Raw genomic sequence first — 25,627 nt, 5'->3', positions numbered from 1 at the left:
ACGTATTCATTCATGAATTTGTACATCTGTCGCCGAAGTACTTTACCTTCCGTCGGCATCTTGATTGCTCTTCCATGCCTATTACTGGCTTTACATTCAGCGGCCCGCGCTCAGGTGCGACTACCTAAGCTGATTAGTAACGGAATGGTTTTGCAACGCGATGTGCCGCTGAGAATATGGGGCTGGGCGAAATCAGGGGAGCGAATCTCAGTTCGTTTCAGGAACAAAACCGTCAGAACCGTAACCGACGCTGCCGGTAAATGGCAGCTCAATCTGCCGCCAACGCCCGCGGGCGGACCGTTCGTGATGGAAATAGAAGGCAGTACAAAAATTTCCCTATCGGACATTCTGATTGGGGACGTATGGTTTTGCAGCGGGCAAAGCAATATGGTTCACCAGATGAACATCCATGACGTCACCTACGCCAGGGACATTCGGGAAGCCAACTATCCGCAGATTCGTCAGTTCTGGGTGCCTACTCTTACCAGTTTGCAGGCACCCCAGTCCGACCTGCCGGAAGGGCAATGGAAAGCGGCCGTGGGTGCAGATGTGCGGCCCTTTTCGGCAGTCGCTTACTTCTTCGCCAGAAAACTGTACAACAGGTATAAAATCCCGATTGGTATTATCAACGCCAGTGTAGGCGGTACCCCCATCGAAGCCTGGATCAGCGAAAGTGGACTGGCCGATTTTAGCGCGCTGCAAACCATTGTTCAGAAAAATAAAGACACGACCTACCTCAACAGCCTGACGCGCCGACAACCGGCCAGCACGACCCGACCAGCCCCTCCGGTTGATTTGGGAACGACGGGGTCGGCAAAGTGGTACGACCTGGCCTACTCTCCCAAAGGATGGCGACCCATCAACGTGCCGGGTTATTGGGAAGATCAGGGCATCAAGGATCTAAACGGCGTGGTCTGGTACCGCCGGGAGATCGACGTTCCCGCTTCTATGTCAGGCAAACCCGCCACTGTGTTTCTGGGCCGGATCGTTGATGCCGATGAACTCTACATAAACGGCAAACAGGTCGGACGAACTACCTATCAATACCCGCAACGCAGGTACAGCGTACCTGCTGATGTACTCAAGGCGGGCAAAAACGTTTTTGTAGTTCGGGTCACCAACACGGGTGGGAAGGGCGGATTTGTGCCCGACAAACCCTATTGCCTCTTTGCCGGGGCAGATACCGTTGATCTTAAAGGCACCTGGCACTATAAAGTTGGTACCGCCTATCGCCCCTATGCTGGAGGGGGGTTCGGCGGAGGCATCAACGCCCAAAATCAGCCGACGGCCCTCTTTAATGCCATGGTAGCGCCCGACATTCAATATGCCATAAAGGGATTCTGCTGGTATCAGGGCGAGAGCAATGCCGGCCGGCCCCAGGAGTATCAGAAACTGCTGCCAGCTTTGATCAGCGACTGGCGAAACCAGTGGAAACAGGGGCAGTTGCCGTTCCTGTACGTTCAGCTGCCAGGCTATATGGAGTACAATTACCTGCCGGCTGAAAGTGGCTGGGCCACCCTCCGGGAAACTCAGCTCAACGCCCTGTCGGTCCCAAACACCGCTATGGCAGTGGCTATCGACCTGGGCGAATGGAACGACATTCACCCCGATAACAAGAAAGACGTGGGTGAGCGACTGGCCCTGGCGGCTTTGAAAACGGCCTATAATGAGAACATCGTTGCCTCAGGGCCCTTATTTCAATCCGCATCGGTTGACGGAAGTAAGATTACCATCAGCTTCACCAGCACGGGCAGCGGCCTGATAACCAACGACGGGGAAGAGCTGGGTGAGTTTGCCGTGGCGGGCAGTGATCGGAAATTTGTTTGGGCCAGGGCAAAAATTGAGGGTGACAAAGTCGTTGTGTGGAGTGATGAGGTGACAGCGCCCCTTTACGTGCGCTACGCCTGGGCCGACAACCCAGTACAGCCCAACCTGTACAATAAAGAGGGATTACCGGCGTCGCCATTCCGGACGGATAAATAAAAATCCTATATCCATTACTCACATGCGAACCTACCTGACCCTTGGCCTGCTCGCCAGCCTCTCTTGCGGGGCCGCGGCTCAGCAAGCAGTGATTGACAGTAGTAAATACCCGCCCCTCAAAACCTGGACGGCCCAGCAGGATCAGGCCAACATGATGCAGCAGCTGGGCATAAAAAAATTAAGGCCCGGACCCAGCGCCAACGAGGCCGATCCGAATCACGCAAACTACGACGAAGCCAAAGCCGACCCCTGTCCGCAGCTTCCTGATCTGCTCACCACCAGAAATGGCAGGAAAGTAACCACCCCCGACCAGTGGTGGAAAACCCGCCGACCCGAACTCATAGACGATTTTGAACGGGAAGTATACGGTCGGGTGCCTGCTAACCCGCCCAAAGTAACCTGGATCACAAAAATTACCGACAACGAATTTGTTGGCCGTACGCCCGTAGTCGCTAAACAGCTAATCGGGCGGGTCGATAACCGCGACTACCCGCTGATCGACGTGAACATCAACATGGTACTGGTGCTGCCGGCCAATGTAAAGGGACCGGTTCCGGTGATGATGATGCTGGGGTTCCCGACTTTACCTGCTCCCGCTCAACCCTCACCGGCCGACCTCGAAAAGCTCAATACCGCTTTCAAGGAGATGATGATCAGAAGCAATCCGGAGATGAAAGCCATTTTTGACCGGTATCCGGCCTATAATCCCATTACCCGATTACCCGGACCCAACTTTTTTGCTCCACCGCCGAATGGCGATTCGCCCCCGACCGAGCAGTTGCTGGCCGCCGGCTGGGGCTACTGTACAATCGAACCGAATAGTATACAGGCCGACAACGGGTCGGGCCTGACCCGGGGCATCATAGGTCTCGTTAACAAAGGTCAACCCCGCAAACCCGACGACTGGGGCGCTTTACGAGCCTGGGCCTGGGGGGCCTCCCGAGCGCTCGACTACCTGGAAACAGAACCTATGGTCAACGCGAAACAGGTGGGAATTGAGGGCGTTTCGCGCTACGGGAAAGCGGCCCTGGTGGCCATGGCTTTTGATCAGCGGTTTGGTATGGGCCTTATCGGGTCTTCGGGCAAGGGCGGGGCCACACTGCACCGCCGGGTGTTTGGCGAAGCGGTTGAAAGCCTGACAAACAGTGGCAGCTATCACTGGATGGCGGGAAACTACCTGAAGTACGCAGCCGATGAATCTACGTTTGGCCGCAAAACGGGCTGCGACCTACCAGTCGATTCGCACCAGCTCCTGGCCTTGTGTGCACCTCGTCCCACGTTTGTCAGTTACGGGATACCCGAAAAAGGCGACGCCAAATGGCTCGATCAGACGGGGAGTTACAAAGCCACCGTAGCGGCTGGTTCCGTTTACCGACTGCTCGGAGCCCGGGATCTGGGCGTTAGTAATGACTACACTACTGAACAAATGCCGCCGGTACTGACCGGGCTCATGGATGGCGAACTGGCCTGGCGTCAGCACAACGGGGGCCATACCGATGCGCCTAATTTTCAACATGTCATACCCTGGGCCAGTAAACGGTTCAACTACACCCGTACCGCCAAATAGCAGGCTCCAGCCATCGGGAGGGTACTGACGTGGATCATAGATAACGCACGTTATTACTAGCCGGTCCAGTCTCTATAGTGCCCATTTAATGCGCCCCCACTCCGCTGCATTTCGTGCCGAGTGGGGGCGCATTGTTGTTAAAACCAGCAAAGACGTCCGGGATGTCGGCCCATGGCTAGCCGGTTCTATCTAAAGTCCGTGTCAGCGTGAGGTTTCTCTTGCAGACAGTGGCTGGAACAGGAAGTAATCGTAGACGGCCCGGGCCATATGGGCAATGGTCTGCTCCCGCTCGGCGGTGGGTTGGGTCGATGGCCCAATGAATACGGCGATGGCAATGTGGCCCGCATCGTCGGGCAGGGTTATGTAGCCTACATCGTCGGTGGCGGTGGCGCCGAGCGAGCCGGTCTTGTGCGCCAGCACGGTATTGGGCGGTAAAAAGCCCCGGAGCCGGGCCTCGCCACTCCGGCAGCGTTCCATAACACCCAGCAATACATCACGGCTTTCGGGCTTAAGGGCTTTTCCCTGGTAGATTTTTGCCAGCAGGTCGACCATGGCAGCGGGCGTTGAGGTGTCTCGCGGATCGGTACCGAACGCTTCGACGGCTTTCTTGCGCGCTTCCGGCGCCCTTGCTTTTTCCAGGTTTTCGTAGAATCCGGTCGTCCACTGGTCGGCAGGAGGCAGGGTAACACCCTGCAAATCGGCCAGTAACTCAATAATCGACCGGTCGACCGACATTCCCTGCACGTTCAGCGATTTCAGGCAGTTTCGTACCGCTTCCGGCCCACCCGCCAGGCGGAGCAGGATATCCGTCGCCGAATTGTCGCTGATGACCATCATCAACTCCAGCAGGTTCTGCACCGATAGTTGTACACCGGGTTTGTTGAAGAGCGCCGTCAGGGTGCCACTTCCCGGATGCAAGTCCGACGGTTTGAGATCGACCATCGTCATCAGCGACAGCTCGCCCCGCTCGATTCGCTGCAACAGCTGTACCGCAATAGCGACTTTAACCGTACTGGCCATCGGGAATTTTAGCTGTGGGTTATAGCTGATCTGCTGCCCCGACTCCAGATGGATTGCCTGAACGCCGACCTGTCCCCCACCGAGTCTGGCAATGCGTTCCAGTTCCCGCTCCATTCGCTGGACAATGACCGGCTGCCCTTTCGGGCTTGTTGTTGGTACCTGAGCCCAAGCCGTTGGGTTGGTGACCAGCAGGAGCCCAAGTAGCCAGGGGGCAACTAATTTTTTTTTCATAAGATTCAGGTTGTTCAAGAATTAATAGGAAAAACAGAGCATTCGTAAGCAGCTAATTGATAGACGTATAGATGCCCTTAAGGCTATTTCGGGCTAGTATGTGGCATCATTCGAAGAAAGCAGAATATTCTTTGCCGTTCTGCAATATTTGCAAAACTTTTATTAATCTCTAAATTTGCTAGACTTACTTCCTATACATTTTTCATATAATTAACTGATTCTCAACATGAAAGAACTATTACGATGCTGGCTTGGCCTGGTTCTGTTTCTCACCACATTGGCGACTCAGGCGCAGTCGGTAGACGTGAGCGGCCGTGTTACCGCCAATGCCGACAACTCACCCCTCCCCGGGGTAAACGTGTCGGTAAAAGGAACGACTACCGGTACTCAGACCGATGCCGACGGGCAATTCCGACTGCGTGTCACTGCGCCTGCGGCCACACTGGTTTTCAGCTATATCGGCTACATCAATCAGGAAATTTCCGTTGGGAACCGCACCAGTATCAATGTTAGCCTCAAACAGGACGACCGGCAGCTGAACGAGGTCGTTGTGACGGCCCTGGGTATCAGCCGCGCGAAAAAGGATCTTGGCTATGCCACTCAGGGTGTCGACGCCACCGAGATCGTTCAGAACCGACAAACCAACGTCGTGAACGCCCTGCAGGGCAAAGTAGCCGGCGTAACGATTTCCAGCACGGGTGGTGCGCCGGGTCAGGGAGCCCGCATCCTGATTCGGGGCATCAACTCGCTCGACGTTAGTCGCGACAACCAGCCTCTGTTTGTAGTGGACGGTATCCTGCTCGACAACAGCACATCGACCATTGGGTCCGGAGCCGAGCTTCGCGGCCTCTCGAACCGGGCTGCAGACATCAACCCCGACGACATTGAAACAATCAATATCCTGAAAGGTGGTGCTGCCACCGCCCTCTACGGTCTTCGGGGCGCAAACGGGGTGGTGGTCATTACCACTAAGTCAGGAAAAGCCGGCACCCTGCGGACCAACTTTACCAGCACGTTTGGCGTCGAAAACGTGAACAAATATCCCGAGGTGCAGGACAGATATACCATCGGGTATTCGGGCGTCTACAACCCGCAGGATTTTTTCCCGTCCTGGGGTCCAACGGTAGAAGACGCCATAAAAATTGACCCGACGCATCCACAGCGCCTGTACAATCCTTTCAAAGATGCCTACCAGACCGGCAGGCAGTATCAGAACAACCTGTCGTTTACGGGCGGTACCGATAAAATTACGTTTCTGTCGTCGGTCAACCATCTGCGCCACGAAGGGGTGATTCCCTTCACCAACTTCAACAAGCTGTCGGTTCGGCTGAACACCAACGTGAAACTGAGCGACAAATTCAGTGTCAACTCGACGCTCAACTTCATCAACTCGGGGGGCGACCGCTACAATGCTGACCGTTTCAACGAGAGCCTGAGCTACTGGTCGCCCCGCTACGATGTGCGGGATTTCCGGAAACCGGATGGCACCCAGAACACCTACGGTAACGGCAATCCGATTTACGGGGCATACTCCAATAAACTTCGCGATAACGTGAACCGGCTGGTAGGTGGGTTAAACTTCGTTTATAACCCGCTCAAGTGGCTATCGCTAAACTACCGGGCCGGGCTCGATACCTATTCGGACGGACGGGTCCGTACGGCACCGGGTCCAACTGGCCTGGCAGGCGAGCGGGTGTTTGAGGACAACGTGCTGGGGTTTGTTTACCAGTACAATACCAGCTTCCGGGCCATAACGTCGACGTTTACGGCCAGTACAAACACCAAAATCGGACAAAACCTGAACACCACGTTCCGGCTCGGCCATGACCTCTACGACCGGCGTATCCGGAGTTTTGGAGCAGAAGGCAATGAGCTGACGGTCTATGATTACTTCGACCTGCGCAACGCCAAAACGATCACGGCGGTACAAAGCGGAGAAGATTACCGGCTGATGGGCATTTTTGGAGAGCTTACCCTCGATTACAAGGATTTCCTGTTCCTGACCCTGACCGGCCGTAACGACATCACCTCTTCCCTGCAGGCACCCAATAACTCGTTTTTTTATCCGTCGGCCAGTCTGGCTTATATCTTCTCCCAGCAGTTTAAACTACCTGAAGTCATCAGTATGGGTAAGCTGCGGGCCTCGTACGCACAGATCGGGAAAGACGCAGCCCCCTACTCGACTATTACGGGTTATGCGTCCTACGCCCAACTCCCGTCGGGCTCGACCGGCTTTACCCGGGGTTCGTTGCTGGGCGATCCGAACCTGCGTCCCGAGTTTACCGATACATTCGAGGCCGGTCTGGAAATGGGTTTTCTCGACAACCGACTGGGTCTTGACCTGACTTACTACAACTCCCTCAGTCGCGATCAGATTATATCGGTCGACGTGTCGTCGGCAACGGGCTACGTCCGGGCGGCCATCAACTCCGGGTCTATGCGTAACCGGGGTATCGAGCTGATTCTGCGCGCCACCCCCGTCCGGACCAGTAAGCTGACCTGGGATGTAAATCTGAACTTCTCGGCCAACCGGAACAAAATTCTGAGTCTGCGCGATGGTCTGACGGAGATTAACTACGCCAGCCAGTTTGGCTACTCCAGCTCGACCGTAACGATGCGTCTCGTGCCGGGCTATGCCTATGGTAACCTCTACGGCCGGAGCTACCAGCGGTATTACCCCAACACCGGCGAAGCCAATGCATCACCCGAACTGGACCGCAGCCGCCCCATCGTTATCGGCGCCAATGGCTTTCCCGTTATCAATACAACTCAGAAAATACTGGGTAACTCACAACCAAAATGGATCGGTGGCCTGAATAACACCCTGCGCTACGGCAACTTCACCCTGACGGCCCTCGTCGACGCCCGCGTTGGGCAGGATCGGTACAATCAGCTGGGTAACTTCTTCTCCGCGTTCGGTATTGCCGAATATACCGAAGACCGCAACACCACCAAAGTCTTTGACGGTGTGCTGGCCAACGGCACCCCCAACACAAAAGCCGTCTATCTGGGCCAGGGCGTTGGACCGGACGGAGTTGACTACGGAAACGGCTTCTACCGGAACGTGCACCGGGGCGTTTCGGAGAACTTCATCGAAGACGCGTCCTGGGTTCGGCTCCGCTCGGCTGGGCTGACTTACGCCCTGCCTTCGTCGCTGTTCAGCCATTCGGTGATCAAGAACGTGTCGGTTAGCGTAACGGGCAATAACCTCGCCCTCTGGACCAAGTTCACCGGCTACGACCCCGAAACCAGCTCGACCAACAGCGGCAGTAATATCGATGGGTTCACTGGCTTCACCTATCCCGCCGTTCGGAGTTTTCTCTTCACGCTCAATGCAGGTTTTTAACCGACTTTTTTTCCCAAGCGCATCATGAAATTAGCTAATCGATATACCTTCCTGGCCCTGACTACGCTCCTCCTGGTCGGAGCAACCAGCTGTCAGGACTATTTTGAACAGAACACGAACCCGAACCTGATTGCTAATCCGCCCCTGAGTTCGCTGCTGTCGACAACAACCCAGAAAACGGCTTACAGCTCGCAGCGGGTAGCCAACACCACTTCTTATTTCGTCCAGTACCTGGCTGGTCCGGGCGCGGGTGGATCGACGGATACATATCAGATAACCGACTATACCGGTACCTGGGATTATGTGTACTTCGCGATGGCCGATCTGTACGATCTGAAACGACGGGCGCAGGAGCAGGCGGCATCGGAATACGTTGGGGTTGCCGATGTGATGCTGGCCTACCACCTCAACCTGATTGGTGACACATTCGGGGCCGCACCCTTCTCCGACGCGTTCGACGGGACAACCCTCACCCCTGCCTACGATTCGGAAGAGACCCTGTACACAACGGCCTTGTCGCTGCTGAACGAGAGCCTCACCGAGCTGGCCAAAACGGACTCACGGCTGAAGCTACAGGCGGCCAACGACCTGATTCACAAAGGCAGTACGGCCGCCTGGATCAAGACTGCCAACGCCCTGAAGGCACGTATGCTCAACAAAATCTCGAAAAAGGGTTCGTACAGCCCGGCTGCCGTGCTCGATGCGGTGTCGAAATCCTACGGGTCCAATGCCGATGATGCGCAGATGAGTGCGTTTTTGCTACGGAATCCCTGGGCACAGGTGGCCCGTAACAATGCCTCGCTGGTACTGGACGGCTGGCTGTCTACCCAGCTGATCAATCAACTGAACGGGACAACCTATGGCCTGGTCGATCCACGCATTGAGAAGATCACCGATCGAACCGTGAACAACACCTACGTTGGTACGCGCAACGGACAGGGAAACGTTGGCGGCAACAATACGGTGAAGGATGAAGTGTATATATCGCTGAATTCGCCCCTAACGGGTGATGCCTCTCCCCTGCTTATTGTTACCTATGCTGAAATGAAGTTTGTTGAGGCCGAAGCGGCTTTCCGGGCTAGTGACCGGGCGCGCGCCTATACGGCCTATCTGGCTGGTATCCGGGCCAATATGGATAAACTGGGCGTGGCCACGGCGGCTCGTGACACCTATCTGGCCAATCCGGCCGTTAGCGTTGGTGCCGATAAGCTGACCCTCGACCTGATTTTCAAGGAAAAGTACGTCGTGACCTATCTCAATCCCGAAGCCTGGAACGATGCCCGTCGGTATGATTATCAGTACAAAGGGTTTACGTTGCCGCTCAATGCCGCGCTGCCTACCTTTATCCGCCGGGTTGCCTACCCCAACGGGGAAACATCGAAAAACGGCGCGAACGTACCGGCCGAAGTGCCGCTTTCGACACCGCTTTGGTGGGACAAACCTTAACCTCTCTATACCAGACAGGCGGCTTCCGGAAGCCGCCTGTTTAGTTATCGACTAATCGACTGACGCGGTCGGCAGTCGGGGGTCGACGGGATAGGGTTGAATCGTCAGTACCGAACAGGACGGTCGTAGCGAATGCAGCGGATCGATCAGGACGTTTCGGGAGGGCGATAGCGGCACCACTGCCGATGGGATTGCCAGGCATAACGACCCATGGTGGCGGAACTGCGCATCCGCATAGCTGGCCAGCCCGGGCGGAGTCACAAACGGGTCATCCCAACCGACCGGCAGTTCACGGGCCGACAGGTACACAATGGACGCATCCGGTACCGAAATTTCGCACAGAATCAGCGGGGGCAGATCAGCCAGGGGTGTCCCGTCGAGATGCACCATATACTCCAGAAAGCAAAGCTCCGGTGTCGTAGCCGTGTAGACCATGGGGCGACCTTTGGCGTTCCAGCGACCTCCGTGCAGCTGGGCACCAATCCCGTCCAGAATCGTATCGCGGTGGCTGTCGGTCTGGATTCGATACAGGGTGATAGCCATTAGCTGAATACCCCGTACTTAATACGCCCCAGCAGATCCTCTACCAGCTGAACGCCGGTCGGACTATCCATCAGATCGAGTGGTGACCGGTCAGCCAGCGCCCGCAGCGGCCGGCGGAGCCAGCGGGTAAACTTGCCCTGGTCCTGAAAAACAGCCGTGCCGTGACCTGCCAGCCGACTGAGTAACAGCAATCGCTCAGAGGTGGCCGCATCGAGTCGACCCGCTTTGGCCTGCCGATGAAAGGTAGCGACCGACTGGTTCAGCAGCCGGGCCATTTCCTTATCAGCAACCCCCAGCAAGCCCGCAACACGCCCCGCTTCTGAACCAGCCAATCCCTGCCGGGAGCGGTCTATGAGCTGAAGGGCCGTTAGCGGAACTACGTTGTGGTCGGGTCGTGCAGAAGGCGTTATCGTTGCCTGGGTAGCCATAATAGCTGGTATTTTCGTTCGGGAAATTAGTCAACTGCTCTCTAAACAGAATCAATTGATTGCAATATAACCCGCTTTTGATTCTAATAGTTGCTAACCCACTATCGCACCGACAGCGTTTATCGCCAGTATCTATCGAATCTGGCGCATGAAGAACCGCAGCGCTTCTGCGTGCACATCCAGATCGTTGGGATAGTCGTGTTTTCCGCCGATTACCCGGAGCAGAACAAGTTCGGGTTTGCCGGGCTCGCGGTAGGTGTATCGTTCAATAGTCCTGCCATCATTCGGGTCCACATCCGGCAGGTTTTCCCGGCGTGGCTGCCCACGATAGCGGGCCAGATCGGCCCAATACGCCAGAGTTCGCGCAGTAGAGCGAACCTCTCCCATGTTCATGGTCGGGCCCAGGTTGACAAGGCCTCCGTTGTACGGGTTTACGTCATCGTCGGTTCCGTTGATGATCATGACAGGCACCGGCTTTCCGGTCGGGACACAGTCCATATTGGTAGTATCGGGCAGGTTAGCGATGATCGCCGTAATAGCCCGGAACCGATCAGGCATGGTAAGCGCCAGTTTATAGGCCATATGGCCACCACCCGAGGTGCCCACCGCAAAAACCTGGTTGGTATTCGCGCCGAATTGCTTATTGAAATACGCAATCATGGCCTCAAAAAAAGCCTGCTCGTTAATGTTCTCTTTGTTAGCCGCAGCCGGAGACGCTTTTCGACACTCGTTCCAGTAACGTTTGTAGCCGTTGGGGTAAACGACAAGAGTGTTCTCAGTCCGGGCCTGCTGCTCCATCCGGGCAGCCGCTTTCATCATACCCAGCCCACTCCCGTTCGAGCCGTGCAGCACAAAGACCAGGCTGGGTTTGCGTAATGCAGGGGATGGCGTATTGTAATGGAACGACCGGTAGTGCCCTTCTACCAACACGGAGTCGGTTAAAACCTGAGCGTTCAGCGAGCTTACTAAAAGCAGGGTGAGCACTGACAGGAGTACACATGCATTATATTTCATAAGTTGAGTAAGGTAATTTGTATGGATTGTTCTACTGCACTGACTGAGCAGAAACGTCGCCAGGCGGGTCAGCCTGAAAGCCGGAAGCCAGCCACCCTCGAGTACCAGCGCTCGGTCTGGCAGGTAGGTGACTGGCCCTGTAAAGTAAAAAAGAAACGGCAGGAGATGTACTACTTAGTTTTTGCCCCGAACGTCGGTTGACGCAAACATATTCATCAGCTGGCTTTTAAGATGGTTGTTACCGACTTTGGCCAGTTCAGCGCCAATTTCGCCAGCCTGTTCGGTATCGAAGTAGATGGTAATTTTGTCGGCCCAGGCATAAAAACAGAAAAAAATAGACTTACTTTTTTCATGATCAGCCGCGTTTAAACGTAAATCAGGAAAGAGGTAAAAAGAATGGTTTTGATGGCTGCTAGTGACTTATAAACCAGCCCGCTGCCTGTAGATCCGCCGTCGGGTTTACATCACCAGTACAATTCCTTCTTCCAGCGCCTTCTGGTAATTGGTCCGGTTGAATTCGTATAGGTTGGGCGACCGGTGCGGACCGATCGACCGCTGCTCGTCGAGTTTGTTCAGCAATCCGAGCGCAAACAACTTTCGCGGAAAGTTGCGCCGATCGAGGGTTTTGCCGAGCAGAGTTTCGTAAAGCACATGTATTTCGGGTAGCGTAAACTGATTAGGGAGTAAACTGGCCCCGATCGGCTGGTGGTAAAGCTGAAGCCGTATCGTCTCCAGCGCCTTGTCAACCATATCGTTGTGGTCGTACAGCAGAGCGGGCAGGGCGGCAATATCCCACCAGCTGTAGTCCTCAACGATCAGGTCTGTTTGTACGCTTACCTGCTCGTAATCGACAAGGGCGTAATAGCCGATAGAAATCTGTCGCCCCAGGAGCCAATTGTCTTCCCGAATGGTGATCCAGTCGCCTACCAGCTGCTGCAGATCTTCGGCCCGCTGCTCCCGATGTCGGTAAGGGCTATCGCCAAAGGTATGAAATTGCTGTAGAAACAGGTTTGTTATACCGGTTCGCTCGGCCAGTATCCGGTTGGCCGCATCGCTAAACCGTTCGTCCTTCCTGATAAAGCCGCCCGGCAAGCCCCACCCATCTGAGCCGTGCAGCTTAACCAGCAAGATTTTCAGCTGCTGATCGTGATACCCCAGAATAGCACAGTCGATTGTCAGATGGGGCAAATGCCGCTGCCCGCCGTAGAGGACAAAATCAATTATGTCGTCAGTCGTCTTCATCTGCTAATAGTAGGGCCTCGGGTCATGAACAGAACCTCCTAACCTGCCGCAGCCATCTGCGGCAGGTATCGCTCGGCATCAGACGCGTAGTTTTTGCACGTTCTGGTAACTGATGGCGATTGCTTCCAGCGGGGAACCCTTCACAACTGCATCCTGCTCCACGAAGTAATGTTGAATACCGGCTGTTTTATGGGCATCCAGGATACGCTGAAAATCGACTGAGCCGGTACCCACTTCGGCAAATTCGCGTTTCTCGGTTTTAGCAATGTCTTTCAGGTGCACGAGCGGGAACCGGCCGGGATTCTTTCTAAAGAGCTCAACAGGATCCTGGCCGGCCCGGATAGCCCAGTACAGATCCAGCTCCATTTTTACCAGTTTCGGATCGGTACCGGACAGCATCACCTGATAAGGCACCTGCCCATCCAGCGTCTCAAATTCGAAGTCATGGTTATGATAACCGAACTGAATACCTGCCTTCTGACAAACCTCGCCGGCGGTGTTCAGGGTGTCGCAAAGCGTCTTGTAATCGTCGATCGTTTTACGGTCCTGCGGGAACAGAAACGCGCACATCATATATTTCTGCCCGATCCCGGCGGCATGTTCCACGGCAACATTCCAGTCTTTTTTCAGGTTATTAGGCATGTAATGACCGCTGGGCGACGTCAGATTAAGGCTGGTAAGCAGCGTCTTGAACTCAGCGGGCGTTTTGCCGAAAAATTTTCCGCCAGCGTACCCAAACGTTTCTACTTCCCGGTACCCAATGTCGGCAACTTTTTTCAGCGTTCCCTCCACATCCTTGCCTAACTCATTGCGCAGGGTATAGAGTTGAAGACCAATTTTTTTGATCGGTTTGGCAAAAACGTCTACCTGACTCAGATAAGGCAAGGTCAGGGCCAGGGCACTGGTTCTGAGAAAATCTTTGCGGGATATAATCATTGTATGCTTTGATTAAACTGGTCTGACCAGCTGTTGATTATGGGTTATTCCTGAGTTTTGACCTGAAGGTGGCTAACGGCCCGGAGGGACTTTTGTGGGGAAGATATGTGCTGACTTTAGTCGGCTTGTGGGTCGTCCCTTTTCCCTCTCAATACCAGACTTTTGAAACACACACATTTCCTATTGCGTCAATATGACAACACAAATGAAACGAAGATTTGTAAATACGTCAAATTAACGCATTGCTTTTTTTAAATTTTTTCTTGAAATGAGTACGAAATTTGACTAAAAATAAATGAAGCAGGTGCAGCCAGAGATTATTCAGGAAATTTCAGGGAACTACGATTACACGGTTGTGATCTTTGCATATAGTATATAGACTCTATCTAAAACGCTATAACTTTGTAGACAAGGGGGCTTACCCACTACCCGCTTCAAACCTATCTTCACTCCCGTTTTTAGGGGTAAGTGATCCTTTGGTCTCTGCTACCCGTACAGCCTATCATTTTGGACAATGTATTTATTCCCGCTGATTACCCCTTCCTGGCCGGTGGCGGTGAGATGGGTCAGCGAATCAGAAACTTTTCGTGGGCGACAACTCCCTTAGGTGATCCCAGTAACTGGTCACCAAGTCTGCGTACGCTTGTTCAGATGGTACTTGCCACTAGATCGCCCATGCTTATTATGTGGGGACCGGAGCTGATAACGATCTACAATGACGGATTCCGATCTGGGTTTAGCAGCCTGAATAACCATCCGGCAGCATTAGGACAGCCAGCCACCGTAAGCTGGGCCGACATCTGGCCCTACGCAGGGCCCGTAATCCAAACCTGTATGGCCGGTGGCCGGGCTGAATGGATCGACGGTCAGAAACTTCCAATTCCGGGCAATAACCCCCTGGGGGCCACCTACGCAACATTTTGCTTTAGCCCCCTGGCCGATGAGGGGACAATTAACGGCGTACTGGTCACTTGTTTGGAGGCTACTCAGACACTCGAATTTCGCCACGCCTATCTACTCCGATTGAGTGATCTACTGCGCCCGCTCATTGATCCGCAGGTTATTCAGGCTACGGCGGCTCAGCTGCTGGGCAAAACCCTGGGGGCAAATCGGGTACACTATGGTGAAATAAGTCAGGATGGACGTTCGGTAATGGTGACCTCGAACTACGTTCGGGGGGTCATCGAACTGACCGGAGAGTTCGTCATGGCTGACTTCGGCCCGGCGGTTGTTGCGCGCTTAGAGGCTGGCCAGACTATTGTCATGAACGACCTTACCGCCGATCCTGCGCTATCTGTCGCCGAACGGGCGATGAACGAACAGGTTGGTATCAGGGCTCAGGTTGGTGTGCCTTTGCGAAAAGCAGGCCAATTGATTGGCATATTATCCGTTCACGATTCCTTGCCCAGAAGCTGGACCCCGGCTGAAGTTCAACTCATCGAAGAAACCGCCGAGCGAACCTGGGAAGCCGTAGAACGCTCGCGGAGCGAAACTGCATTACGACAACGGGAAGAAAAATACCGCCATTTGTCAGTAGAGCTGGAAAATAGAGTGCTGGCCCGCACGCAGGAGCTGTTACTGGCCAATCGGGATTTACAACGTTCAAACGACAATTTGCAGCAGTTTGCCTATGTAGCCAGCCACGACCTCCAGGAACCCCTCCGCAAGATCAGGCAATTCAGCAGCCTGCTCAAACAGCGCTATGCCGATACTCTGGACCGGGAAGGACAGGATTATCTTCAGCGTATGAGTTCAGCCAGCGAGCGCATGTCTACATTGATCAAAGATTTGCTGGCGTATTCGCGAATAGCCACCCGTCAGCAATCGTTCGGGCTGGTTTCCCTGACTGATATTGTGGCCGGTGTGCTGGAGACCCTATCGTGGCAACTAGAAGAACGACAGGTTCAACTGAGCGTGGATGAATTGCCGCAGGTAAAAGGAGATGTATCCCAACTATCTCAGTTGTTTCAAAACCTGATCTCAAACGCGATTAAGTTTACCCCGCTTAGCCGGCAACCCCGGATTCAGATCCGCTACCGGCCTTGTCCGGCAGATGAATTACCGACAGCGTTGAAGCCAGCCAAACACACCGATTACTACCATCAGATCAGCTTGATTGATCAGGGTATTGGCTTTGACGAGAGGTACCTCGACCGCATTTTTCAGGTATTTCAGCGGCTGCATGGTAACCGCGAATTTGAAGGAACAGGCGTTGGCCTAGCCATATGCCAGCGAGTGGTAGAAAATCACGGCGGTGCCCTCACGGCCAAAAGCAAGCCAGACGAAGGGGCAACCTTCATCGTTTATCTCCCCGCCTGATCAGGCAATTAGTAGGGTAATGGCGTGTTTCCCCTGACAAAAACAATTAGAAATCAGCAATTACGGCTTATAGTAATGTTTTCGGGTAGAGTCATGTTGGCCTGTGCGTAACCATAGCAGGCTGACCCTTAACAGGAACCTTAATTGCTAATCGAGTGGATACATCAAGACGAGAGTTTATCAAAAAAACAGCGCTGGGAACCGTTGGCCTGTCGGTGGGAGGACTGGCCCCGGGTATGTCGGCCAAGAGTTATGCAAAAATCATCGGTGCCAATGAGCGCATTAACGTGGCTATCATCGGGCTCGGTCGGCGGTTAAGTGCCTACTACGAGCCGATCTCGCTGAAAAGCAGCAATGTTGAGCTTGTCTATCTCTGCGATGTTATGAAGAAACAGCGCGAGTCGGGTGCCCAAAAGTTTTCGAAGCATATCTCGTATGCGCCCAAGCTGGAGAACGACATCCGCAAAGTCATAGCCGACAAGCAGGTCGACGCCCTGTTCAACGCGACTCCGGACCACTGGCATGCCCCCGGCACCTGGATGGCCGTTCAGGGCGGGAAACATGTGTACGTAGAAAAGCCCTGTAGCCATAACCCCCGCGAGGGCGAAATCCTGATCGAATGCCAGAAAAAATACGGCAAGATCATCCAGATGGGTAACCAGCAACGGTCGGCGCTCGAATCGATCGATATTATCAACCAGATACACAACGGCGTCATTGGAACCCCCTTCAAAGCCGTTGCATTTTACGCGGCCACCCGGGGTGAGGTGCCGGTGGCGAAGAAGGCGCCCGTTCCTGATGGACTCGACTGGGAACTGTTTCAGGGCCCTGCCCCCCGGACCCCCTACACCCACGACACCTGGGATTATAACTGGCACTGGTATGGCTGGCAATACGGGACGGCCGAAAGTGGCAATAACGCTACCCACGAACTGGACGTAGCCCGCTGGGCTCTCCAGGTTGAATACCCGGAACACGTTGCGGTAGAAGCTGCCAAACGGGCTTTTCCAACCGATGGGTGGGTCATGTACGATACCATGGATGCCACGTTCCGCTTTCCCGGCAACAAAATCATCAAATGGGATGGCAAAAGCCGCAACGGCCATAAAACCTACGGCAGTGACCGTGGTACGGTTATCTACGGCAGCAACGGCAGCGTCTACGTCGACCGCGACGGCTACACCCTGTTTAACCGGGAAGGAAAAGCGGTTAAGACCAGTAAGTCGGGCGGTTCGGAAGCGGGTACTGCGCTGGGTGGTGGTGGCGATATGACAACCCGCCATGTGGTCAATTTCTTCGAAGCGATCCGGGGTAAGGCCAAACAGGCATCCCCCATCGACGAAGGAGCCAAAAGCACGCTCTTGTGCCATCTGGCCAACATCGCGTACCGGACCAATAAGTCGCTAGAGGTAGACACCACCAACGGACACGTTCGGGATCGGGAGGCTATGAAGCTGTGGAGCCGCGAGTATGAAAATGGCTGGGAGCCCCGTATCTAACAAGTACTGCTATTAACCGGAGCGTATCCGTTAGCCCGTTGTAGGTCGGTTTTGTGACCCCTACAACGGGCTTTTTACTCAATCACCACCCGAATCTGTTATGACTGACTGCCTGCCTGCCCTACTTACTTCGTTTTTAGTTTGCACGGTTAGCGCAACCGGGCGTGCCGCCAAAAGCCTGGCCTCGTTACTAATTCATACCCTGATTGGCGGCTGGGCCAGTCTGTTCTTCATGACTTCAGGAAGCGCACAAACCCCGGGTACACCCATTGATCTGAAAACGGAACATCTGGTCAATCCGCTTGGTATCGATGCCACAACACCCCGATTCTCGTGGCGACTACAGGATACAAGACGGGGAGCCCGACAAACAGCCTGGCAGATAGCGGTAAGCACCGATTCGCTGGAACCTGGCCGGGGAGCGGGCAACAGCTGGCAACCCGCCCGGCAGGCATCCGACCAGACGCTGGTAACCTATTCCGGAAAACCCCTTCGTCCGTTTACCACTTATTTCTGGCGAGTCACGGCCTGGGATCAGGATGGCAAACCACATGCGTCGGCAACGGCCCGATTTGAAACCGGCCTTATGCATCCGAAAAACTGGCAGGGTTCCTGGATCAGCGACGGGGCCGACGAGACCATAAAACCAGCCCCTTACTTCCGGAAGGTTTTTCAGACGGGCAAGGCGGTCCGGAGCGCCCGGGCTTACATTGCGGCAGGCGGGTTGTACGAGCTGTATTTGAACGGACAAAGGATAGGCAACCACCGGCTCGACCCCATGTACACCCGCTTTGACCGCCGGGTTCTGTATGTTACGTACGACGTAACGAAACAGCTTAGGGCTGGTGCCAATGCGCTGGGCGTTTTGCTGGGGAATGGCTGGTATAATCACCAGTCAACGGCCGTGTGGAATTTTCACAAAGCCCCCTGGCGTAACCGACCCACCTTCTGCCTCGATCTGCGGATCACCTACGACGATGGCAGCGTTGAGACGATATCCTCCGGTACAGACTGGAAAACAAGCCTTAGTCCAATCCGCTTCAACAGCATCTACACGGCCGAACATTACGACGCACGCCTGGAGCAGCCCGGCTGGAATCAGATCAATTTTGACGATACGAACTGGAAGGCCGCTACAATCAGGTCGGCCCCATCCGCCAACATCGTGGCGCAGGTCATGCACCCGATCCGAAACGTTGAAGCGATTCCGGCCCGCAGCCTGACCAAACTAAACGATACGACCTACGTCTTCGACCTGGGCCGCAACATAGCCGGGGTCAGCCAGATTCGTGTGCAGGGGCCGGCAGGCACAACCCTCCGGCTGAAACATGCCGAACGACTAACGAAAGACGGACGGGCCGACCAGTCGAATATCGACATGCATTACCGACCTACCGATCAGAGCGACCCGTTCCAGACCGATTTGATCACGCTCAGCGGGCGGGGTGAGGAAACATTCATGCCCCACTTCAACTACAAAGGCTTTCAGTACGTTGAAGTTACCAGTACGCAACCCGTAACGCTTACCCAGCAGAGTCTGACGGGGTATTTTATGCATAGCGACGTGCCTGCTACGGGTCAGGTGAACTCGGCCAACCCAACGCTGAACAAAATCTGGCAGGCAACCAACAACTCGTACCTGTCGAACCTGTTTGGCTACCCGACCGACTGCCCACAACGGGAAAAAAACGGCTGGACCGGCGATGCCCACATTGCCGTTGAGACCGGGTTATACAACTACGATGGCATCACCATCTATGAAAAATGGCTGGCCGATCACCGCGACGAACAGCAGCCGAACGGCGTACTGCCTTCGATTATACCCACCGGCGGCTGGGGATACGACTGGGGGAACGGCCCCGACTGGACCAGCACCATTGCGCTGATTCCCTGGAACGTGTACCTTTTTTACGGCGACAAAAAAATCCTGATCGACAACTATGACGGCATTAAACGGTACGTTGACCACCTCGAATCCATTAGCCCCAACAACCTGACCAGCTGGGGCCTGGGCGACTGGGTACCCGTAAAATCGAAAGCCCCCGTTGAGCTGACCTCGTCGATATATTACTACACGGATACCCGCATCCTGGCCAACATAGCCAGAATCCTCAACCGAACCGATGATTACATTCACTATTCATCCCTGGCGGCCCGCATCCGACAGGCAATTAACACCAAATACCTGAACCAGACAGCAGCCCGATACGGGACAGGGCTGCAAACCGAACTCAGCGCCCCGCTCCACTGGGGCCTGGTACCCGATGGCCTGTCGGGGGCCGTAGCTTTCCAACTCGCTCAGCGGGTCAAAGCTGACCAGGCGCATATCGATGTTGGCCTGCTTGGCACCAAAACCATCTTGAATGCGCTCAGCGACAACGGTCATGCCGATCTGGCCTACCGGGTCGCTGCGCAGGAAACCTTTCCGTCCTGGGGCTGGTGGATAGCCAATGGAGCCACTACCCTATACGAGAACTGGCCCATCGATGCCAAAAGCGATATCTCCCTGAATCATATCATGTTCGGTGAAGTCGGAGCCTGGATGTTCAAAGCTTTGGGTGGTATCAAACCGGACCCCAGCGCGCCCGGTTTCAAGCACATTCTTCTGAAACCCAATTTTGTAAAAAACCTGGATCATTTTGAGGCCACTCATCAGGGCCCGCACGGAATAATCCGGTCTGCCTGGCGCCGATCGGATTCGGGAATTACTTACCAGGTCACCATACCCCCCAATTCAACGGCTACGTTTTTCCTGACGGACGGGCAGGCGTATGCAGACGGGCGACCGTTAAGCCCAACTACAAACCCAGGTGGGCCGGGTCGTCAGTATACGCTTGTGGCAGGCAGCTATCAGTTCGAGATCCGGTAAGTCTGGAGTGTTACTGGCGGGTAAGGGAAACTTTGGGGCAAAGCACCGACTCGCAGGGCGAACAGGATGCAACGGCCACGGTAGTGCGCAGCTGTCGGCAGGTTGTATTGGTCGCATCGCGAATGGTAATTGGATAGGTTGTTGCGTTGTTGGCGCTGAGCTGCCGGCCTGCGCCAACGGTTACGGCCTGTTCATAGGCCGTACCACCCGGGTTGAGCACGGTTCCGCCCGACCCGTCGCTGCTGGCGTTCAGCACCAGTTCGTAGCGACCGGTCCCATTTATGGCCGTAGCCTGTACCGTCAGCAGGAAGTAATCATCAGCGCTTGTGGCATCAGTTCCGTTTGCCTGGCATCCGCTTTGGCTAAATGTCTGAACGCTGAGGCTGCATGAGCACGAAGCCGGGGCCGTGTAGGTAACCGAGGCCGGAGTACAAGCCGAACTACTGGAAGTTACCGTAACCGTATGACTGGCCGCATTGGCCGTGAGACCGGTCAGGGTATAACTCTGCGGGCTGCTGCCACTGGTTGAAACGGTAGTAGAGCGAACCCCGTCGGTAACTGTCAGCGCACCGGAAGCCGCATTGGTAAAACTTACGCTCCCGGTAAGCGTGTACTGATTCGTTGCGGGTACACACGCGCCCGGCGTTGCGGTAACGGCCAGCGTTGGACAGGTCGAGCAGGCCGATGGTGAGCAGTCGACGACTATAGCGGCCTGATCATTCGGGTAGTTGGCACTGTAAGTATCGAAGCGGTTGCCCGAGGTGTTCCGATCGCAGAACCGCATATTCGTGCCGATATAGCGGCCGTCATTGGCGGCCCGGCTTACCCCCCCGTTGACCACGATCCGCCCGTTGGTTCCCGTCACGATTTTGGTAATGGACAGGTCGTATCCCGTGGCAATATCGAGCAGTCCGTTCAGTACAATCGGCCCGTCGATGTTCACCGTACCTTTCACCGTAATGCAGTTGTTACTGATAAACTGTTTGGCGCCCTTGTCGCCCGTTCTGAACTCACAACCGAGCGTTCCGTTCTGCGCCGGTACACAGGTCGTTTGCAGCAGTCCGTTGTTCGTAAATCCGCCGTGGTTGTAGAAGGTGCGATAAACCGTTATCACCCCCGTGCTCTGGTTGGTAAATGAATTGGCTTCTGAGTCTTCAAGACTGGAAAATACCATCGTACCTGCGTTTGTATACGTGGTCGAGTTACCCGCTACGAAGTTGGGCGGTGCGGTGGCGGTCAGGGTTGCCCCGGCTCCATTCGCGAACGTAAACGAGCCTCCGGTTGTTGTGACGGCCGAGTTCGCCGTGAACGTGACCTGCCCGGCGTTGTTGATGAGCAGGCCGGCGTTGATATTGGTTATGTTCGTCGACAGAGAGGCCCCGGCACTCACCGCAATGGTCGAATTTCCGTTCAGATTCAGCCCGCCGTTGAGCACCAATGTACCGTTTACCGTGATGGATACACTGTTGGCAGCCAATGCGTTGGTTTGGGTCCAGGTAACGCCCGGCGCTACGCAGATTCGGATACCTGTCTTGTTCTGATCAATCGAAATATTACCTACGTTGGCCAGTATGCAAAGGGTTTCACCCGAATTTAAACTGCTGAAATCCGTCCCGCTCCCTACACCAGTGTAGGACCGGGTGCAGGTTGTACACTGGGCCAGGGCGAGTTGTTTGCCCAGCAGCGTTAGGAACAGAATAAGCAGGTATAATCTTGTTTTCATGCGTCAAGTAATTAATCATATTGCTAGCTGGCGGTAATGACCAGTTATTGTTGTCTGCTGATCCGGACAGGCACGGTAAACCGGTTGTTAGCGCGGGATTTTTCCCGGTACTGCCCCTCCGGGTCAACGAAGATCTCGAGCCAGTACGTACCTGATTTCAGGCCTTTGGGTAGTTGTATGTACTGGCCTTCGTACATCATGCCATACGTGTCATATCCGCCAACGCTAATGCCCTGCCGTGAGGCCTGACAACTGGCGTACGAACCCAGCCCATAGTTTGCCAGGTTTTCGGGACCGTAGGTTACGCCCCGGTCCTGACACAAGGTATCGGACGACCGACAGATACCCGAATCGAACAGGCAGTAGCTGACCTTTCGGCCGGTGGCCACGACTTTCTCGGCTCCTCGCCCAGTCCGGGTTTTATACCGATGAACAAGCCGAAACTCGACCCAGTCGTCGGCATGGTAATGGTTATGCCCTGGTTTTTCGTCGAAATAATTGGTGCCGGCGGGGTAGTCATGCCAGCTGAGGCTGTCAGCCTGCCGGCTGTATACCCGCTGATACAGGCGTTGCCGGGCCAGGGTACCATCTGCACAGCGGCTACCCGAATCCACGCGCTGCTGCTGGCAGTACCATTCCCCATTGCCAACCGTTTCCATGGGCCCATCGCCGATATTCGCAATAGAGGCCGCAAAGCGTAACTGCCCGGGATAGGTCGGGTCGTTCCAGGCGTATTCCTTAATCTGCGACCGGGTAAACGAGCCAATAATTACTAGATCGGGAAGCAGCTGGCAGTCGTTGCGATCGGTTGAACACCGGCAACCGGCCGGATTCTGGAACGAACAGGGGGTTTTCTCCTCATTGGGCATCGGGTTCGCACCGAATTCCAGCGTCACGTAATTCAGCACGCCCCCCTCCCCTTTCCGCAGATCGGTAATCAGCAAATACCAGGTCCCGTTCGGGTTCTGTCCGTCGTTTAAAAAGCGAAACCGGCCATCCGGACTATACTCACCGGCAAACGGGGCACTAGCCTGGTGGATGTACCCCGAAAACCCATTCGACCGAAAACAAGTATTGGCAAAGTCGGCCCCCTGGTCTCCCCCATTCCGGTTACTCAGCCATATGCTTTGCCCATTGGGCGCAACCAGTTCTATTTTTAAATCAGACGTACGACTGTGCTGAATATTGAAACAGACTTTCATCAGCCCGTAATCACTGTCTATGCGCGTAGGTAAGTGATCGACCCGTATGGGTATAGAATCAGCCCGAACGCTGGTGCCAAAGTCGGTCAGCGTACGGCCGGGACTGATGAACTGTTGAGCCAGGCACTGCCCGACCGCCACCAGCATCAGCGTAAGCAGACTTACCCACCAGGGAAACGTCTCTACCCGGCAATTCCGGTAGTAGTGACTATAGTCTTTCGGTATAGATTTGATCATTTCTCCCGTAAAACTAGGCTGGCAGGCATGACTGGTCAATCGTTACTTCTACAAGATGTGGGAGACAGTCGATCAAAAGACAAGAATCATGCCGTAGCAACCTATTCTTCAATTGATTATATCGATGACTCGTTTAAGTATATTTTTTAATTTCAATGTATCTAAACTGCCAATTTATGAAACTTTTTAATTAATAAATTAACTTTACAATGGCCAATCAGCTGAATGATAGTTCAGCCAGCCGGCCAACAGCCCTGATACTCTACTTTTACCCAGCTGCCCTGCCCCGATTTACCTGTTTGTCTTAAAACATGACTTCTGGTCTCTTTCACCAGCAAATACCCCTCCCGTCGTCCATAACTGGACACTCCTGTCCAGTTATGGACGACGGGTCTGACCGGTCATTCGTTTAGCCCACTGACAATCAACAGTCATCGTTTGTGGCATAACAGTTGTCAATACACGTTTAACTAATCGATTCAACACACTTCATGAACGTCCGTTTCTATTTACTTTCGTACCTGATCATCTTCACCCTTACGGCTGGTCTGGCCCAGCAAAAGTCATCTAAAACACAGATTATACTGCTTGGTAGCGCCCACTTTGGGCAGGAGGGTTTTTACAAGGATGCCCCCATGGCCGACCTCTTTCAGGAAAACCGCCAGCGGGAAGTGAACCAGGTAAATACCCAATTAGCCCGGTTCAAACCCGACCTGATTCTGATCGAACGAGAGCCGGGTGAACAGGCCCAGGTCGATAGTCTGTATGGTCTGTATAAGTCGAACCGATTGTCGTTCCGGGACCTGTCCCACGGTCGGGCCGAACAATACCAGATCGCGTATGCGCTCGCCAAACAACTAAATCTACCTACCGTATTCGGCGTTGATTATTACATCGGCACATCGAATCGTATTCTCAATCAGGGGCAGCACATTGATTATTACCTGAACGAACTCAACGCTTTCAGCAATTTGGGCAACAGCGTTATCGGTGCCTTTCGGGCAGGAACGATGCGTTTATCTGATTTCCTGATCAAGCTTAACTCGCCCGAGGTATTGCAGGAAACGTACCGCGTCATGTACATAACACCGGCTAAAGTCAGGCAGGGCAAACTAAACACGAATGATCCTTTGCTCGATAGCACCCGTATTTCATCTGACTATGTAGGGGCCGATTTTATCACCTATTTCTACAACCGCGAACTGCGCATCTATTCAAATATCGGCAACTGGCCGAAAAAAAGCAGCGGATTCTGGTTGTAATGGGACAGCGCCATGCTGCCGTTCTAACCAAACTGTTCGAAAACGATCCTGATTACGAAATCATACCCGTTGAGAAATACCTGCGGTAAGCTGGTAGTGATAGGCTTACATAATCAGCCTGGGGGTCATAAGGGACAAAATGTCCTTTATGACCCCAGGCATTTATCTTATCTGCTGGACGTATTTAGTCGTACCAATGCACTTACATCTATAGACCGGTCATTTTGATTCTAAACAGCTGCGCATGGCATACAACTCGCGTTATCATTCGTGTTAGGCTGGCTGCTATATATCCAAACAGCTACCTATCCGGCTCATTTTATCTGCTGGTTACTTTCCCGAATAGACCGTTTCTAGGTTATCGATGCTGTTGCGCTACCCACCAGATGTATATTGGTTTTGAGCACTCTTTATCATCAAACAATAGACTATATAATCTCAATTATTAGCTCAAAAGTAGATGCTTTAGTGTTGTTTTTTGGACTTTTTATATTTTAAAGCTTTACGCGGTACCAATAGACTTACAATAGATTTGAAGTAAAATAGACTCTTGTCTTTCCGAAGTTTTCTGTGGTTGACTGTAGGGAAGCTCGATGTAACTGAAGGGGTTTCTTTGCCGCCACACGCCCTCAACGATCATTCAAAACAAAACTAAATATCTATTAATCAGCAGATAATGTATAAAATTCTACTCTGCCCAACAAGTTTCTGCGCATAAAGGACAAAATGTCCTTTATGCGCAGAAACTTGTTGGGCGTGC

Annotated in this window: 16 protein-coding genes and 1 pseudogene; 9 read left to right on the top strand and 8 right to left on the bottom strand. The window is 54.0% G+C overall.

Going from position 1 to position 25,627, the window contains the following annotated elements:
- Nucleotides 1–144: 144 nt before the first annotated feature.
- Nucleotides 145–1,983 (top strand): sialate O-acetylesterase, encoded by a 1,839-nt coding sequence (locus tag FBR45_RS22040; RefSeq protein ID WP_246082341.1) that lies wholly within the window; start codon nucleotides 145–147, stop codon nucleotides 1,981–1,983.
- Between the two features lie 22 nt (nucleotides 1,984–2,005).
- Complete coding sequence (locus tag FBR45_RS22035) at nucleotides 2,006–3,550, top strand: glucuronyl esterase domain-containing protein (RefSeq protein ID WP_138506361.1); 1,545 nt, start codon at nucleotides 2,006–2,008, stop codon at nucleotides 3,548–3,550.
- Between the two features lie 201 nt (nucleotides 3,551–3,751).
- On the opposite strand, the gene bla is transcribed toward FBR45_RS22035, so the two are convergent.
- Nucleotides 3,752–4,801 carry a class A beta-lactamase gene (bla, locus tag FBR45_RS22030; protein ID WP_138506359.1) on the bottom strand — a complete coding sequence of 350 codons (1,050 nt, stop codon included), beginning with the start codon at nucleotides 4,799–4,801 and terminating at the stop codon, nucleotides 3,752–3,754.
- Between the two features lie 226 nt (nucleotides 4,802–5,027).
- On the opposite strand from bla, the gene FBR45_RS22025 reads away from it, so the two are divergent.
- The gene (locus FBR45_RS22025; RefSeq protein WP_138506357.1) at nucleotides 5,028–8,147 is read left to right on the top strand and encodes a SusC/RagA family TonB-linked outer membrane protein; all 3,120 of its coding nucleotides are present in this window, start codon (nucleotides 5,028–5,030) and stop codon (nucleotides 8,145–8,147) included.
- Nucleotides 8,148–8,171: 24 nt separating this feature from the next.
- Nucleotides 8,172–9,593 (top strand): SusD/RagB family nutrient-binding outer membrane lipoprotein, encoded by a 1,422-nt coding sequence (locus FBR45_RS22020; protein ID WP_138506355.1) that lies wholly within the window; start codon nucleotides 8,172–8,174, stop codon nucleotides 9,591–9,593.
- Between the two features lie 51 nt (nucleotides 9,594–9,644).
- Here FBR45_RS22020 and FBR45_RS22015 read toward each other — a convergent pair whose 3' ends face one another.
- From FBR45_RS22015 to FBR45_RS22005, 3 genes are all read right to left on the bottom strand, one after another.
- Nucleotides 9,645–10,136 (bottom strand): RES family NAD+ phosphorylase, encoded by a 492-nt coding sequence (locus FBR45_RS22015; protein WP_138506353.1) that lies wholly within the window; start codon nucleotides 10,134–10,136, stop codon nucleotides 9,645–9,647.
- Entirely contained in the window at nucleotides 10,136–10,564 is a 429-nt protein-coding gene (gene parS, locus FBR45_RS22010) for a type II RES/Xre toxin-antitoxin system antitoxin (RefSeq protein WP_138506352.1), read from the bottom strand. Before parS ends, FBR45_RS22015 begins: the two co-directional genes overlap by 1 nt.
- Nucleotides 10,565–10,696: 132 nt before the next feature.
- A complete protein-coding gene (locus FBR45_RS22005) occupies nucleotides 10,697–11,578 on the bottom strand; it encodes an alpha/beta hydrolase family esterase (RefSeq protein ID WP_138506350.1) in 882 nt (293 codons plus the stop codon).
- 21 nt (nucleotides 11,579–11,599) lie between these two features.
- Here FBR45_RS22005 and FBR45_RS22000 point away from each other — a divergent pair, with 21 nt between their 5' ends.
- Nucleotides 11,600–11,779: a hypothetical protein gene (locus FBR45_RS22000; protein WP_138506348.1), complete on the top strand. Its 180-nt coding sequence runs from the start codon at nucleotides 11,600–11,602 to the stop codon at nucleotides 11,777–11,779.
- A 258-nt stretch (nucleotides 11,780–12,037) separates the two neighbouring features.
- Here the strand turns inward: FBR45_RS22000 and FBR45_RS21995 are convergent, their stop codons facing one another.
- On the bottom strand, nucleotides 12,038–12,820 hold the full coding sequence (locus FBR45_RS21995; RefSeq protein ID WP_138506346.1) for an NUDIX hydrolase: 783 nt from the start codon (nucleotides 12,818–12,820) through the stop codon (nucleotides 12,038–12,040).
- A 78-nt stretch (nucleotides 12,821–12,898) separates the two neighbouring features.
- Nucleotides 12,899–13,756, bottom strand: a complete 858-nt coding sequence (locus tag FBR45_RS21990; RefSeq protein ID WP_138506344.1) for a sugar phosphate isomerase/epimerase family protein — start codon at nucleotides 13,754–13,756, stop codon at nucleotides 12,899–12,901.
- A gap of 675 nt (nucleotides 13,757–14,431) precedes the next feature.
- Here FBR45_RS21990 and FBR45_RS21985 point away from each other — a divergent pair.
- The 3 genes from FBR45_RS21985 (at nucleotide 14,432) to FBR45_RS21975 (ending at nucleotide 20,443) form a co-directional block, all read left to right on the top strand.
- On the top strand, nucleotides 14,432–16,075 hold the full coding sequence (locus tag FBR45_RS21985; protein WP_171044937.1) for a sensor histidine kinase: 1,644 nt from the start codon (nucleotides 14,432–14,434) through the stop codon (nucleotides 16,073–16,075).
- Nucleotides 16,076–16,230: 155 nt separating this feature from the next.
- Entirely contained in the window at nucleotides 16,231–17,574 is a 1,344-nt protein-coding gene (locus tag FBR45_RS21980) for a Gfo/Idh/MocA family protein (RefSeq protein ID WP_138506340.1), read from the top strand.
- A 100-nt stretch (nucleotides 17,575–17,674) separates the two neighbouring features.
- The gene (locus FBR45_RS21975; RefSeq protein WP_246082340.1) at nucleotides 17,675–20,443 is read left to right on the top strand and encodes an alpha-L-rhamnosidase; all 2,769 of its coding nucleotides are present in this window, start codon (nucleotides 17,675–17,677) and stop codon (nucleotides 20,441–20,443) included.
- Between the two features lie 10 nt (nucleotides 20,444–20,453).
- On the opposite strand, the gene FBR45_RS21970 is transcribed toward FBR45_RS21975, so the two are convergent.
- A complete protein-coding gene (locus FBR45_RS21970; RefSeq protein WP_138506338.1) occupies nucleotides 20,454–22,166 on the bottom strand; it encodes a hypothetical protein in 1,713 nt (570 codons plus the stop codon).
- 44 nt (nucleotides 22,167–22,210) lie between these two features.
- Nucleotides 22,211–23,605: a proprotein convertase P-domain-containing protein gene (locus FBR45_RS21965; RefSeq protein WP_246082339.1), complete on the bottom strand. Its 1,395-nt coding sequence runs from the start codon at nucleotides 23,603–23,605 to the stop codon at nucleotides 22,211–22,213.
- Nucleotides 23,606–24,096: 491 nt separating this feature from the next.
- Here FBR45_RS21965 and FBR45_RS21960 point away from each other — a divergent pair.
- Nucleotides 24,097–24,956: pseudogene (locus FBR45_RS21960) on the top strand (DUF5694 domain-containing protein).
- The last annotated feature ends 671 nt before the right edge of the window (nucleotides 24,957–25,627 follow it).

The sequence above is a fragment of the Spirosoma lacussanchae genome, assembly GCF_005870035.1.
Lineage (GTDB): Bacteria > Bacteroidota > Bacteroidia > Cytophagales > Spirosomataceae > Spirosoma > Spirosoma lacussanchae.
Note: the sequence above shows the minus strand (reverse complement) of the source record. Positions and strands in the feature narration are given on the sequence as shown.